An 11,891-nucleotide genomic window follows, 5' to 3' on the forward strand; every position below is an offset into this window, starting at 1 on the left:
GACGCGGCCCGGAGCCGCCGGGGAGGGGATCCGATGAGGGATGGACGCAATCGGCTATGGCGCGGCGCGGCTGCGGCGGTGATGCTCGCCGCCCTGGCCGCCGGTCCGGCGGAGGCCGCCGAGGCCGAGGCCGTGGCGGCGGCGCGGCCTGCGGCCGCGGACCAGTCGTACTATCTGCCCATGCGCGACGGCGTGCGGCTTGCGCTGAGCCTCTGGTTTCCCGAGGGGGGCGCCGCAGGGCCGCGGCGGCCGACCATCCTCATCCAGACCCGCTACGGCCGCGCCGGCGTCTTCGCCTACGGCGAGGCGGGCCGCTATCGCGAGCTGGTCGCCCAGGGCTACGTCGTCGCCGTGGTCGACACCCGCGGGTCCACCTCGTCCTTCGGCGACCGGCAGGTGGAGCTCGGCCCCGAGGAGATCGCCGACATGGACGAGCTGATCAGGCGCCTGCGCGCCCAGCCCTGGTCCAACGGCGAGGTGTTCACCACCGGGGTCTCCTACATGGCCGACACCGCCGACCTGGCGACCGCCTCCACGGAGCGCCTGACCGGCGCGGTGATCCGCCAGAGCGACTTCGACGCCTACCTCGACCTGTTCGCCCCGGGCGGCGTGGCCAACGACTTCATGATGAGCCAGTGGGGCGGCGACACCCTGCTTCGCGACTTCGGCAAATCGTCCGACCCCGCCGCGGGCCTGGACTGCCGCGCGCGCGTCGAGGATTGCCCCAAGCTCTGGCCGCGCCTGCAGCCGGTGGACGACGATCCCGACTTTACGATCCTGCGCCAGGCGATGGCCGATCGCCGCCACTGGAAGCCCGACGACTACACAAACGCCGAGTTCCGCGACGACCCGGGGGCCAACGGCTACAGCATGCTGGGCTCCAGTCCCGCATCGCGCCTGGCCGCCATCGCGCGCCAGGCGGTTCCGGTGCAGTACTGGGCGAGCTGGATGGACGCGGGCACCGCCCAGGGAACCCTGGCCCGCTACCGCTCTCTGCCCGGCGTGCCAATGGAGGTGTGGATCACCGCGCACAACCATTCCGGCGAGCACCTCACCGACCCGTTCTTCCCCGGGGAATCTGCGCCGTCGCCGGCCTTCGACGAGCAGTGGCGGGCGATCAGCGGCTTCCTTGCGAGGGTCCGAGCCGGCGAGCCGGTGGAGCGGGTGATCCACTACTACGTGCTGGGGGCGCGGGCCTGGCGCACGACCGCACAGTGGCCGCCCGGCGACGTGACGCGTACGAGCTTCTACTTCGCCCCCGGCGGCGGCCTGCAGAGGACGGCGCCGGCCTCCGCCGGCCAGGACCTCTACGCCGTCGACTTCTCGGCCAGCAGCGGCCAGGCCACCCGCTGGACCACCCAGATCGGCGCCCCCGCCGCTTACGGCGACCGGCGCGAGGCCGATGCGGCCCTGCTGACCTACACCTCCCCGCCCTTCGAGGCCGACATGGAGCTGGTCGGGACGCCCGCGGTGCGCCTGTTCGTGGCGACGGCGACCGCCGACCCGGCCTTTCACGCCTATCTCGAGGACGTGGCGCCTGATGGGCGCGTGACCTACCTCACTGAGGGGCTGTTCCGGGCGGTGCATCGCAAGACCGCCGAGCCAGGCGCCGCGCCCTATGTCCAGGCCGAGCCGGTGAAGACCTTCAGCCGCGCCGACGGGCGGCCCATGCCGCCCGGGGAAACCGTCGAGGTGGCGTTCCCCACCTTCCCGATCGCCGCCCTGCTGAAGAAGGGCCATCGCCTGAGGCTCAGCTTGGCCGGCGCCGACGCCAGCGCCTTCCGCAGGTACTCGCAGGGCCGTCCCGAGGCCTGGGTCGTCTCCCGCTCGCCGGTCCACCCGAGCAGCCTGGACGTCGACCTGCGCCCCTGGAAGGCGCCCTGAGCCCCGGCGCCGGGACCCGCGCTCATCCCCATCCAAGGGTGAGCGGCCTTCATGGCTCGGCGCCTAGCTCGCCGGGTCGTACATGAACTCGCGCAGTTCCTGAGCGCAGCGGCAGGCGTGCGCGATCTTGCGCGCCCACTCCACGGCCGCCTCCCGCGTGGGCAGCTCCAGCACCGTGTAGCCGCCCTTCAGCCGGCTGCCCGGATAGGTCTTGGGCGAGACCTGGCCGTCGGCGGCGACCAGCACCGGCTCGACCTGCTCGTTGATCCCGCCGCCGAACACATAGACCCCTGCCGCCTTGGCCTCCTCGATCACCGCGTGCGCCGCGTGCGCCACGGCGGGCAGCTCCTCGGGCGTCACCACCATGGCCTCGCTGGGGAAGGAGATCAGATACTTGGTCATGGCTCGATGATCCCTCGCGCCCGCGCCGCCGGCAAGCCGGCTGTGCGGCCTGGGCTTGCCTCCTTCCCGCGGCGCCCGGACGGCGCAGGGGGAGGGGCGCGGGACCTGGGCGGGACGGTGTGCTATGACGCGGGCAGGCTTGGAGGCGTGGCCATGCAAGACGTGCGAGCCTTGAAGAACCCGACCAATCTGAGCTCCTGGAGGGCCTGGGAAGGCGAAGCCCATCGCCGCTCTGGCTCGGGCGCGATCCTGACCGGCGTGTTCGCGCTGACCCTGGCTTTCGTACTCTCGCTCGCCCTGTTGCGGGGCGCGATGGGAGAGGCCTTGCTGCCGATGGCCTTCATCGGCATGGCGCTCTACTTCGCGGTTTCCCTCGCCCTGATAGCCTTGGCGGTCCTGCGCGTGCACGCGTGGAGGCGGGCCAATCCCTGGACCCCACCGTCCTAGCGGCCGGACCGCCGCCCCTCTTCGGCGACCCGGCTCCAGCCCGTGCGTCAAGGCCGCGGCCTTGACACTAGTTGTTATAATGTAACATATGAGCCGCCACGGCCGGCGGCGGCCCGGCTTCGCGTTCACGCCTGGGAGCCTGACGCCCATGTCCGGATTCGATCGCTACTTCGCAGACCCCGAGTTCGTGTCCCGCTATGTGGAGCAGGGCCCGCCCGCCTTCATGCCTGGCCATGCGGGGGTGCTGCAGATGGCGGGCGTGCTGCTGGCCGAGGCGGTCCCGGCGGACGGCCAGGTGCTGGTGGTCGGCGCCGGCGGCGGGCTCGACACCCGCGCCCTCGCGCGCCTGGGGCCCGGCTGGCGCTTCGTCGGCGTCGATCCCTCGCCGCAGATGCTCGATCTGGCCAGGGCGGTCGTGGGCGACGAGGTCGCCGCCCGCCTCCAGCTCATCGAAGGAACGGTCGCCGGCGAAATTGGCGCGGCAGAGCTCGGGCTCTAAACAGGAGAGGCACTTAGGTCCGCTATTCGGCCTAGAGCCAACTTCCGCTTGTGGCGCCATTCTGACTCTGCGCCCAAGCTTGGCGGTCGGACGAAGAGCAGACGCGCCAAAGTGTCGACGGCGTGGATTGCGGACGTTCAGGCCGCCCATCGAGGCGCAAGCCAGAACTCTTCCCATTCAGGTCGTTCGGGATCGTCTTTGACGGAGGGGCGTGCGGTGCTGCGGGACCGACGACGACGCGAGGAACGTCGGGCAATGGCCCGCCGCGCCGCTGAGCGCCTGAGCGCCGTGATCCACTTAACGATGGCGTTGAGTTCGCGCCTTCGTGCCGCCCACCAGGCGACTACCAGGACCTCCACCGCCAACCCGACGTCGATCGAGAGAAAGACGGCGAACGTCTCGGGCGCGGCCGGCCCGGCTATGATCAGTCCGTCCAACTGGCCATAGACGATCAAACCGGCGAATGCGACGACGATCAGGCCGAAGCAGACCATCGTCAGCGGTCGAATGGAGGCGAGTCGCCTAAGACCCGCCATTACCGCTCGGTTCGCTGTCCGCCCGAACCCGCTGTCGGGCGCCCACCATGCAAACCCGATCAACAGCGCCAGAATCAAAGTGACCATCGACACTCCTCCGCCCAGCTCAACCTAGGGTAAGTCGAGTTCCTCGGCCATCCAGAGCGTGCGCAGCGTGCTGGATCGAGAGGGCGGTAAGTGATGACAACGTTCGGAAGTGGCGCCAGGTGGCCATTGAGGCGCATGAGTATCGTGGCGCCGGCAAGCGGATCGCCCAGATGGCCGAGAGGGGGGAAGCGGCCGCTGATGCTCGATGAACTTGAAAATGGACATTAGCCGGACCTCCTAGCGGGGTCTCGTGTCACGTGCAGGATAGGTGGGATCCCCAGGTGGAACTTGGTCAGTTGCCGTGGAGGCGCAGCCTATGAGCGAAGGGATGCAATCTCTGAGCGAGCGCGAAAAGGAGGCGCTGAGACTCCTCCTTGGCGGCCATGACATCAAGTCAATCGCCGCCAGCCTTGGGCTTTCGGTCCACACCATCAATGAGCGGCTTCGTGACGCGCGGAGGAAGCTGGGCGTGTCTAGTAGCCGCCAAGCGGCGAGGCTTCTGGCCGAGGTTGAGAAAGGCGGCGCCGACCTCTCTGTGTCCCCCACCTTTTCTGCGGACAAGGAAATTGGGGTCGCCAGCGCAGCCCCGGGCGCCACAGGCCTTGGACATTCACATCGGACCGTTGGCAAGGACCGCTCCTTTGCCTGGCTCGCAGGAGGAATGCTCATCATGTCGCTGATAATCGCAGCTGCTGTCGCGTCATTCGCACTTCAGGATGGCCAAAAGATCTTGGTCCAGTCGCCCGAACAGATAGCCTCGGCCGCTCCCAACAGTTCCTTGGGCGCCGCCTCCGCGCGGGCGTGGCTGGCGCTTGTCGACGGCAACCAGTGGGAGAAAAGCTGGAGTGCTGCCGGGACCGTGTTCAAGTCTCAGATTTCCGCGGCTGACTGGGCGACAGCCATCCAGCCAGTTCGTGGTCCGCTCGGCGCCGTTTCTTCGCGAACGCTGACAAGCGTACTCAAGGCCACCCAACTCCCAGGCGTCCCGCAGGGCCAGTACGAGGTGCTCCAGTTCACCACGAACTTCGAGGATAAGCCCGGTGTGATTGAGACCGTTACGCTTGTCCGCGAGCCGGCTGGATGGAAAGTCGTCGGCTACTTCGTGAAATGACCGTGGACAGGTGAAACTCAGTCGCTTTGACTTCCTCCCCTAGTTGCCGCCAGTCGACAGAATTGCGCGCCGTGATGATCGTCACAGTGGGAAGCAGACCTTCGCAGTGACAACATTGGGGGGAAAGCGGTCGAAGTGACCGCTAGCGTGGTGGCCGCTTCAGCAACGAAGCGGTCCGACCGGGGGGCGAGACCATGGACGAGACCGAAGAGCTGATCGAGCTCTGTGTGCGGGCGCTAGTTTCGCAGATGATCGCGGCCCCGGGGAGTCGAGCTGAGCATGACCCGGAACTGCGTCCTTGGTCTGACCGACGAGCCCCTGGCCGACTTCAATAGGCTGACCCTAGGCGCCGGTCCCGATGCTGAGGGCTTCCTCATCCGATCAGTGACGCGGGCGAAGAAACGCGCTAGTCGCCGAATGTCTGGGTTTCGGCCTGGTGCCAAATTCCGCATGTGGGCATTGGGGCCGGTAAACCGCTGACGTGCAGGACTGGTCGCGTCAGCTGGATGAAACCCCTGTTGTCGACACCACGCTGTCGTCAGCGTGTTATCATGTCGCGTTGCCCCAAACTCCACTGTGAGAGATCGGTAGAGATCGGCCGAACCAGTCTAAAGTTGGTTTTGAACCACTTCTAGGTTGGCGCGACACGCCCCTGGCGGCCCGGGAGGGACTCGAACCCCCGACCTTCGCTTTAGGAAAGCGCCGCTCTATCCTGCTGAGCTACCGGGCCGCGTGGGCGCGGTGATAGCCTAACCGCGCGCGGCTTGGAACAGCGTGCGCGTTCGTGAGCGGGGGACGGATGGGCGCGCTGCGCTTTCTTCGGGTGCTTTATGTCCAGGTGCTGATCGCCATCGCCCTGGGGATCGCGGTGGGGGCGATCTGGCCGCAGCTGGGGGTCCAGCTCAAGCCGCTGGGCGACGGCTTCATCAAGCTGATCAAGATGGCCGTGGCGCCGGTGATCTTCTGCACCGTGGCCGGCGGCATCGCCCGCATGAGCGACATGAAGGCCTTCGGCCGGCTGGGCGCGCGCACCCTGATCTATTTCGAGGTGGTCTCGACCCTGGCGCTGGCCGTGGGCCTGATCGTCGGGCGCCTGGTGCAGCCGGGCCGCGGCTTCAACGTCGATCCCGCCGGCCTCGACCCGACCGTCGCCCAGGGCTACGCCGAAAAGGCCGCCCACGGCGAAGGCTTCGTCGACTACCTCCTGCACCTGATCCCCGACACCTTCTTCGGCGCCCTGGCCGAGGGCCAGCTCCTGCAGGTGCTGGTGATCGCCATCCTCACCGGCTTCGCCTGCGCGCGCCTGGGCGAGTTCGGCGACCGGGTCTCCGGCGTCCTCGACGACGTGGCCAAGGTGTTCTTCTCGATCATCCACATCGTGGTGAAGCTCGCCCCCGTCGGCGCCTTCGGGGCCATGGGCTTCACCATCGGCAAGTACGGCCTGGAGGCCCTGGTCAAGCTGGGCGCCCTGGTCGCCACCTTCTACGCCACCTCGCTGATCTTCGTGCTGGTGGTCCTGGGGATCATCGCCGCCCTGGCCGGCTTCTCGATCCTGAAGTTCATCGCCTACATCCGCGAGGAGCTGCTGATCGTGCTCGGCACCAGCTCCTCGGAATCGGTGCTGCCGCAGATGATGGAGAAGCTCCAGCGCCTGGGCGCGGGCAAGACCACCGTGGGCCTCGTCATCCCCACCGGCTACAGCTTCAACCTCGACGGCACCAACATCTACATGACCCTGGCGACCCTGTTCCTCGCCCAGGCCACCAACACCCCGATGACCCTGACCCAGGAGCTCAGCCTCCTGGCCGTGGCCATGCTCACCTCCAAGGGCGCCAGCGGCGTCACCGGCGCCGGCTTCATCACCCTGGCCGCCACCCTGGCGGTGGTGCCCGACATTCCGATCGCGTCCCTGGCCCTGCTGGTCGGGGTCGACCGGTTCATGAGCGAGTGCCGCGCCCTCACCAACCTCGTCGGCAACGGGGTCGCCACCCTGGTCGTCGCCCGCTGGGAGCGCGACCTGGACCGCGACGTCCTCGCCCGCGAGCTGGCGCACGGGCCCGACGCGGTCCGCGCCCGGCCGCTGGCCGGCGCCGAGGCGGACTGAGGGGCCGGACGCCCAGGCCATGCGCCGGGGCCAGGCGCCGGGGGTGACGGTTTCACCCTCTGATAAGGCTTGCAGGCTCAGGGTGATCGTCGCAGGCTTTTTCGCGTGCAGCGTGCGCACGCGACTCGCGCCGGCGACGGGGAAACGCCATGGACGTGGCCGTTCAGCATCGCGAAGGCGATCCGCTCCTCACCCTGGTGGAGACGGTCGAAGACCTTTCGGCGGCCCGCAACATCGACCAGATCGCCGCGGTGATCCGCTCCTCGGCCCGGCGCATCTCGGGCGCCGACGGGGTGGCCTTCGTCCTGCGCGACGGCGACAGGTGCTGGTACCTGGACGAGGACGCCATCGGCCCCCTGTGGAAGGGCCGCCGCTTTCCGATGACCGCCTGCATCTCCGGCTGGGCCATGCTCAACCGCCAGACCGCGGTCATTCCCGACATCTACGCCGACCCGCGCATCCCGCACGACGCCTACCGCGCGACCTTCGTCAAGAGCCTCGTCGTCACCCCCGTGCGGCCCGCCGACCCGATCGCCGCCATCGGCGCCTACTGGTCGGTGGAACGCCGCCCCACCGACGAGGAGATCCGCAAGCTGGAGGTGATGGCCCGCGCCACCGCCGCGGCCCTGGAGAACGCCCGCCTCTACGCCTCCCTCACCGAGGCCCTGGACAAGCGCCAGTTCCTGCTGCGCGAGCTCGACCACCGCTGCAAGAACACCCTGGCCTCGGTGCAGTCGATCGCCGACCAGACCCTGCGCGCGGCGCCCACGCCGCAGGCCTTCGTCGAGGCCTTCGCCGGGCGGCTCGGGGCCCTGTCCCACGCGCACGAGCTGCTCACCCGCGGCGGCTGGGGCAGAGCCGGCCTGCGCGAGGTGCTGGCCCAGGCCCTGGCCCCCTACGGCGGCGTCGACGGCGGCCGGATCGCGGCGGCCGGGCCGGAGATCGAGCTGTCGCCGGAGACCTCGGTGGCCATGCACATGGCCTTCCACGAGCTGGCGGTGAACGCGGCCAAGCACGGCGCCCTCAGCCGCCCGTCCGGCCGGGTGGACGTGACCTGGAGCGTCGACTTGGCCGCGCGCGAGCGGGTCCTGTCGCTGGCCTGGCGCGAAACGGGCGGCCCGGCGCCGCCCGAAAAGCCGTCCCTCGGCTTCGGCTCGCGCCTGCTGGAGCGCGCCCTCGGGCGCGAGCTGGGCGGGGAGGGGCGCCTCTGTTTCGAGCCCGGCGGGGTGAACTTCCTCCTGACGGCGCCGCTGTCCTCGCGCCTGGCCCTGGCATGAGCGGCCCGCGGGTCATGCTGGTCGAAGACGAGAGCCTCGTGGCCCTGGTCATGGAGGACATGCTGGCCGACCTCGGCTGCGAGGTGGTGGCCACCTTCGGCGCCCTCAGCCCGGCCCTCGACTGGTTCGCCGCCGGCCAAGCGCCCTTCGACGGCGCCCTCCTGGACGTCAACCTCGGCGGCGAGCTGGTCTTCCCCCTGGCCGAGGCGCTGGAGGCCCGCGGCGTGCCCTTCGTCTTCGCCACCGCCTACGGCGCCTTGCCGGAGGCGCGCTTTCCCGAGGCGATGGTGGTGCGAAAGCCGGTCGACCCGGGCGCTCTGGGCCGCGCCGTGGCCGCCTTCGCCCGGAGCTGAGCCGACCATAGGAAAACCGACACATCCCGGGGCTATCAGCGCGGCTTCCGCCGTGATTCCTCCGGGCCCTGTTCCATGTCCCCAGTTACCGCTTCCGTCCGCCGCGCCCGCGGGGCGGCGATGCTCGCCGTCCTCGTCCTCGTCGCCGCCCCGGCCGCCGCCGCGTCCCGGACGGCCGCCCCCCAGGCCGCCGCCGCCCAGACCGCCGCCGCCAAGGCCGCCGAGCCGGCGCGGGCGCGCAACGTCATCCTCTTCATCGGCGACGGCATGGGGGTCTCGACCCTCACCGCCGCGCGCATCTTCGAGGGCCAGCAGCGGGGGGTCGACGGCGCCTCCAACCTGCTCGCCTTCGAGCGGTTTCCGGACCTGGCCTTGGTGCGCACCTATTCGGCCGACAGCCTGGTGACCGACTCGGCCAACGGCGCCTCGGCGATCATGACCGGCCATCGCACGATCAACGGCGCCCTTGGGGTGTCCGACGCGGCGCGGCGCGACGACTGCGCCTCGGGTCTGGCCGCCGCCGTCCCCACCCTGGCCGAGATCGCCAAGCGCCGGGGCATGGCCGCGGGCGCGGTGACCACCGCCATGATCACCGACGCCACCCCCGCCGCCCTCTACGCCCACAGCCCCTCCCGCGGCTGGCAGAGCGACGCCATGATGCCCAAGGCCGCCCTGGACGCCGGCTGCGTCGACATCGCCCGTCAGCTCGTCGAGGCCCCCGAGGCGGTGCGCCTGGACCTCGTCATGGGCGGCGGCGCGGCGGTCTTCGCCCCCGCCGGGCGCAAGGACGGGCGCGACCTGGCCGCCGCCTGGGCCGCGCGGCCGGGCGCGGCGGTGGTGCGCGACGCCCAGGCGCTCGCCGCCCTGCCGGCGAGGTCCGGCCCCGTGCTCGGCCTCTTCGCCTCCGGCAACATGGCCCCCGAGAGCGCCCGCCCGGCCTCCGCCCCGCGGCTGGTGGACATGACGCGCAAGGCCATCGACATCCTGTCCCAGGACAAGGACGGCTATTTCCTGATGGTCGAGGGCGCCCTGATCGACAAGTCGCACCACGTCGGCCGCGTTCGCGACGCCCTCGTCGAGACCGTGGAGTTCGCCCAGGCGGTGGCCGCCGCCGCCGAGATGACCGATCCGGCCGACACCCTGATCATCGTCACCGCCGACCACAGCCACGGCCTGACCATCAGCGGCGGCGAGCGCGACACCTCGGTCCTGGCCCTGGTGCCCAACGACGCCGAGGGCCCGGCCCTGGCCCTGGACGGCAAGCCCTATCCGATCCTGGCCTACGCCACCGGCCCCGGCGGCCCGCCCAAGGACGCCCCGCGCGCCGACCTGACCGGGATCGACACCACCGCGCCCGAGTTCGTCGCCCCGGCCGCCGTGCCCCTGGCCAGCGCCCGCCACGGCGGCGAGGACGTGGCCGCCTACGCCCGCGGCCCCGGCGCCGATCAGGTCCGCGGCCTGATCGACCAGCCGCGCATCTTCCAGATCATGAGCGCGGCCCTGGGCCTGCCCGAGCGCTGAGCTGAAATGAAAACGCCCGGCCGCAGGGCCGGGCGTCGAGCTTCGTCGAGGGTCGCTCGCCTCAGGCGGCGACGGCCTTGACCAGCGACTTGTTCAGGATGGTGATCGCCGCCTCGCGGTCGATGCGCTCGATCGCGGCGACTTCGCGGGCCATGCGGTCCAGCGCCGATTCATAGAGCTGGCGCTCCGAATAGGACTGTTCCGGCTGGTTCTCGGCGCGGTGCAGGTCGCGGACCACCTCGGCGATCGAGATCAGGTCGCCGGAGTTGATCTTGGCTTCGTATTCCTGGGCCCGGCGGCTCCACATGGTGCGCTTCACCCGGGCGCGGCCCTTCAGGGTGGTCAGCGCCTGGCTCACCACATTGCCCTCGGCCAGCGGCCGCAGGCCGGCGGTCTTGGCCTTGCCGGTGGGGACGCGCAGCGTCATCTTTTCGTGGTCGAACGTGATGACGTAGACCTCGAGCTTAAGACCGGCGACTTCCTGGGTTTCGATCCCCTGCACCTGCCCGACGCCGTGCGCCGGATAGACGACGTGATCACCAACCGAGAAATCGAGACCGTTCTTGCTCATTGCGAGTCCTCTTCAAAAATCCTTCCCGCACCCTGTCGAGCGGTCGTATTGGTCGGCTTCAGCGGACAGGACAACGTCCCCGGAAACTGGGTCCGCGGTCGATTGTTCCTCTGGAGCGGGTAAGACCTCTAAAACACCTTCGCCTTTTCAAGGCGCACGTCGGCCGGGGACGGCTCTTTTGCAGGAGCGATGCGGACAGGCCAGGACGCCTATCGCCACATCGTTTGTAACGATAGCATAAAAACTAGCCGAAAGAAAGAGTTGCCGCAGCGCGTCAGGAGCCCTTGCCGGGCTTCTCGCTGAAGTACTTCTCGAACTTGCCGGTCTCGCGCTCGTAGGCTTCACGGTCGGCCGGCGGCTCGCCTTTGACGGTGATGTTGGGCCAGACCTTCGAATACTCGGCGTTGATCCTCAGCCACTTGCCGTCCGGGTCGTCCTCGGTGTCCGGCTTGATCGCGTCCACCGGGCACTCCGGCTCGCAGACCCCGCAGTCGATGCACTCGTCCGGATTGATGGCCAGGAAGTTCTCGCCTTCATAGAAGCAGTCGACCGGGCAGACCTCCACGCAGTCCATGAACTTACATTTGATGCAGGCATCCATGACGATGTAGGTCATCGCAGCTCGTACTCCGGTCGCCGGGGGCGCGGGTTTTTCACGGCGCAGGCCCGGCTTGTCAACGTCTTGGGCGCGCACGCCTTGCGCCCCTCATAGCGGCCCGGCGTCGCAGGCGCCGCTCAGGATTCCTGCAAGGGCGAATAGAGGCCGCGGGCCTCGGCCGGCGGGCCGCGCCGCTCGCCCAGCGCCGCGACGGCCACGTCCACCAGCCGCCCGCCCACGGCGAACACCAGCCGGTCGCCCACCCGCACCGCGCGCGAGCACTTGTCGATGCGGCTTTCCTGCCCCGCGCGGGTCAGGCGCACGCGCCCCTCGTCGGCGAACTTGGCGGCCAGGCTGCGGGTCTTGAAGAAGCGGGCGCGCCACAGCCACACGTCGATCCGGCAGGCGTCCTCGCTCATGCCCCGCCCCCGCCGCCGCCTGCGCCATGCCCCGCCGCCCGCGCGCCCGCCCGCTTGGGCCGGCGCCGGCGCGCCCGCTGCG

At 69.8% G+C, this 11,891-nt stretch carries 13 protein-coding genes and 1 tRNA gene; 8 read left to right on the plus strand and 6 right to left on the minus strand.

What is annotated here, in order from left to right; genetic code table 11:
• The first annotated feature begins 33 nt into the window (after nucleotides 1-33).
• Nucleotides 34-1,884: a CocE/NonD family hydrolase gene (locus tag ACK4YQ_RS16220; RefSeq protein WP_409612696.1), complete on the plus strand. Its 1,851-nt coding sequence runs from the start codon at nucleotides 34-36 to the stop codon at nucleotides 1,882-1,884.
• A gap of 63 nt (nucleotides 1,885-1,947) precedes the next feature.
• Here ACK4YQ_RS16220 and ACK4YQ_RS16225 read toward each other — a convergent pair whose 3' ends face one another.
• Complete coding sequence (locus ACK4YQ_RS16225) at nucleotides 1,948-2,286, minus strand: YciI family protein (RefSeq protein WP_409612698.1); 339 nt, start codon at nucleotides 2,284-2,286, stop codon at nucleotides 1,948-1,950.
• Between the two features lie 153 nt (nucleotides 2,287-2,439).
• Between ACK4YQ_RS16225 and ACK4YQ_RS16230 the strand changes: the two genes are divergently transcribed.
• Together ACK4YQ_RS16230 and ACK4YQ_RS16235 are read left to right on the plus strand one after the other, a co-directional pair.
• Complete coding sequence (locus ACK4YQ_RS16230) at nucleotides 2,440-2,733, plus strand: hypothetical protein (RefSeq protein WP_409612700.1); 294 nt, start codon at nucleotides 2,440-2,442, stop codon at nucleotides 2,731-2,733.
• Nucleotides 2,734-2,881: 148 nt separating this feature from the next.
• Nucleotides 2,882-3,232, plus strand: coding sequence for a class I SAM-dependent methyltransferase (locus ACK4YQ_RS16235; protein WP_409612702.1), 351 nt, complete (start codon nucleotides 2,882-2,884; stop codon nucleotides 3,230-3,232).
• Nucleotides 3,233-3,369: 137 nt separating this feature from the next.
• Here ACK4YQ_RS16235 and ACK4YQ_RS16240 read toward each other — a convergent pair whose 3' ends face one another.
• Complete coding sequence (locus ACK4YQ_RS16240; protein WP_409612704.1) at nucleotides 3,370-3,855, minus strand: hypothetical protein; 486 nt, start codon at nucleotides 3,853-3,855, stop codon at nucleotides 3,370-3,372.
• Between the two features lie 316 nt (nucleotides 3,856-4,171).
• On the opposite strand from ACK4YQ_RS16240, the gene ACK4YQ_RS16245 reads away from it, so the two are divergent.
• Nucleotides 4,172-4,966, plus strand: a complete 795-nt coding sequence (locus ACK4YQ_RS16245; protein WP_409612705.1) for a helix-turn-helix domain-containing protein — start codon at nucleotides 4,172-4,174, stop codon at nucleotides 4,964-4,966.
• Nucleotides 4,967-5,619: 653 nt separating this feature from the next.
• On the opposite strand, the gene ACK4YQ_RS16250 is transcribed toward ACK4YQ_RS16245, so the two are convergent.
• Nucleotides 5,620-5,696 (minus strand) — tRNA-Arg (locus ACK4YQ_RS16250).
• A gap of 69 nt (nucleotides 5,697-5,765) precedes the next feature.
• On the opposite strand from ACK4YQ_RS16250, the gene ACK4YQ_RS16255 reads away from it, so the two are divergent.
• From ACK4YQ_RS16255 to ACK4YQ_RS16270, 4 genes are all read left to right on the plus strand, one after another.
• Nucleotides 5,766-7,070, plus strand: coding sequence for a dicarboxylate/amino acid:cation symporter (locus tag ACK4YQ_RS16255; protein ID WP_409612720.1), 1,305 nt, complete (start codon nucleotides 5,766-5,768; stop codon nucleotides 7,068-7,070).
• Nucleotides 7,071-7,219: 149 nt separating this feature from the next.
• Nucleotides 7,220-8,347 carry a sensor histidine kinase gene (locus tag ACK4YQ_RS16260; RefSeq protein ID WP_409612707.1) on the plus strand — a complete coding sequence of 376 codons (1,128 nt, stop codon included), beginning with the start codon at nucleotides 7,220-7,222 and terminating at the stop codon, nucleotides 8,345-8,347.
• Complete coding sequence (locus ACK4YQ_RS16265) at nucleotides 8,344-8,700, plus strand: response regulator (protein ID WP_409612709.1); 357 nt, start codon at nucleotides 8,344-8,346, stop codon at nucleotides 8,698-8,700. The genes ACK4YQ_RS16260 and ACK4YQ_RS16265 overlap by 4 nt, the downstream gene beginning before the upstream one ends.
• A gap of 75 nt (nucleotides 8,701-8,775) precedes the next feature.
• A complete protein-coding gene (locus tag ACK4YQ_RS16270; protein WP_409612710.1) occupies nucleotides 8,776-10,221 on the plus strand; it encodes an alkaline phosphatase in 1,446 nt (481 codons plus the stop codon).
• A gap of 61 nt (nucleotides 10,222-10,282) precedes the next feature.
• Here ACK4YQ_RS16270 and ACK4YQ_RS16275 read toward each other — a convergent pair whose 3' ends face one another.
• From ACK4YQ_RS16275 to ACK4YQ_RS16285, 3 genes are all read right to left on the minus strand, one after another.
• On the minus strand, nucleotides 10,283-10,792 hold the full coding sequence (locus ACK4YQ_RS16275) for a CarD family transcriptional regulator (RefSeq protein ID WP_409612711.1): 510 nt from the start codon (nucleotides 10,790-10,792) through the stop codon (nucleotides 10,283-10,285).
• A gap of 274 nt (nucleotides 10,793-11,066) precedes the next feature.
• The gene (gene fdxA / locus ACK4YQ_RS16280) at nucleotides 11,067-11,408 is read right to left on the minus strand and encodes a ferredoxin FdxA (RefSeq protein ID WP_409612713.1); all 342 of its coding nucleotides are present in this window, start codon (nucleotides 11,406-11,408) and stop codon (nucleotides 11,067-11,069) included.
• A 119-nt stretch (nucleotides 11,409-11,527) separates the two neighbouring features.
• On the minus strand, nucleotides 11,528-11,809 hold the full coding sequence (locus tag ACK4YQ_RS16285) for an RNA-binding S4 domain-containing protein (protein ID WP_409612722.1): 282 nt from the start codon (nucleotides 11,807-11,809) through the stop codon (nucleotides 11,528-11,530).
• Between the last annotated feature and the right edge of the window lie 82 nt (nucleotides 11,810-11,891).

The sequence above is a fragment of the Phenylobacterium sp. genome (assembly GCF_046291545.1).
Lineage (GTDB): Bacteria > Pseudomonadota > Alphaproteobacteria > Caulobacterales > Caulobacteraceae > Phenylobacterium.

Coding starts and splice junctions, on each gene's coding strand:
- ACK4YQ_RS16220 (WP_409612696.1), top strand. CDS start 34: ATGAGGGATGGACGCAATCGGCTATGGCGCGGCGCGGCTGCGGCGGTG.
- ACK4YQ_RS16225 (WP_409612698.1), bottom strand. CDS start 2,286: ATGACCAAGTATCTGATCTCCTTCCCCAGCGAGGCCATGGTGGTGACG.
- ACK4YQ_RS16230 (WP_409612700.1), top strand. CDS start 2,440: ATGCAAGACGTGCGAGCCTTGAAGAACCCGACCAATCTGAGCTCCTGG.
- ACK4YQ_RS16235 (WP_409612702.1), top strand. CDS start 2,882: ATGTCCGGATTCGATCGCTACTTCGCAGACCCCGAGTTCGTGTCCCGC.
- ACK4YQ_RS16240 (WP_409612704.1), bottom strand. CDS start 3,855: ATGGTCACTTTGATTCTGGCGCTGTTGATCGGGTTTGCATGGTGGGCG.
- ACK4YQ_RS16245 (WP_409612705.1), top strand. CDS start 4,172: ATGAGCGAAGGGATGCAATCTCTGAGCGAGCGCGAAAAGGAGGCGCTG.
- ACK4YQ_RS16255 (WP_409612720.1), top strand. CDS start 5,766: ATGGGCGCGCTGCGCTTTCTTCGGGTGCTTTATGTCCAGGTGCTGATC.
- ACK4YQ_RS16260 (WP_409612707.1), top strand. CDS start 7,220: ATGGACGTGGCCGTTCAGCATCGCGAAGGCGATCCGCTCCTCACCCTG.
- ACK4YQ_RS16265 (WP_409612709.1), top strand. CDS start 8,344: ATGAGCGGCCCGCGGGTCATGCTGGTCGAAGACGAGAGCCTCGTGGCC.
- ACK4YQ_RS16270 (WP_409612710.1), top strand. CDS start 8,776: ATGTCCCCAGTTACCGCTTCCGTCCGCCGCGCCCGCGGGGCGGCGATG.
- ACK4YQ_RS16275 (WP_409612711.1), bottom strand. CDS start 10,792: ATGAGCAAGAACGGTCTCGATTTCTCGGTTGGTGATCACGTCGTCTAT.
- fdxA (WP_409612713.1), bottom strand. CDS start 11,408: ATGACCTACATCGTCATGGATGCCTGCATCAAATGTAAGTTCATGGAC.
- ACK4YQ_RS16285 (WP_409612722.1), bottom strand. CDS start 11,809: ATGAGCGAGGACGCCTGCCGGATCGACGTGTGGCTGTGGCGCGCCCGC.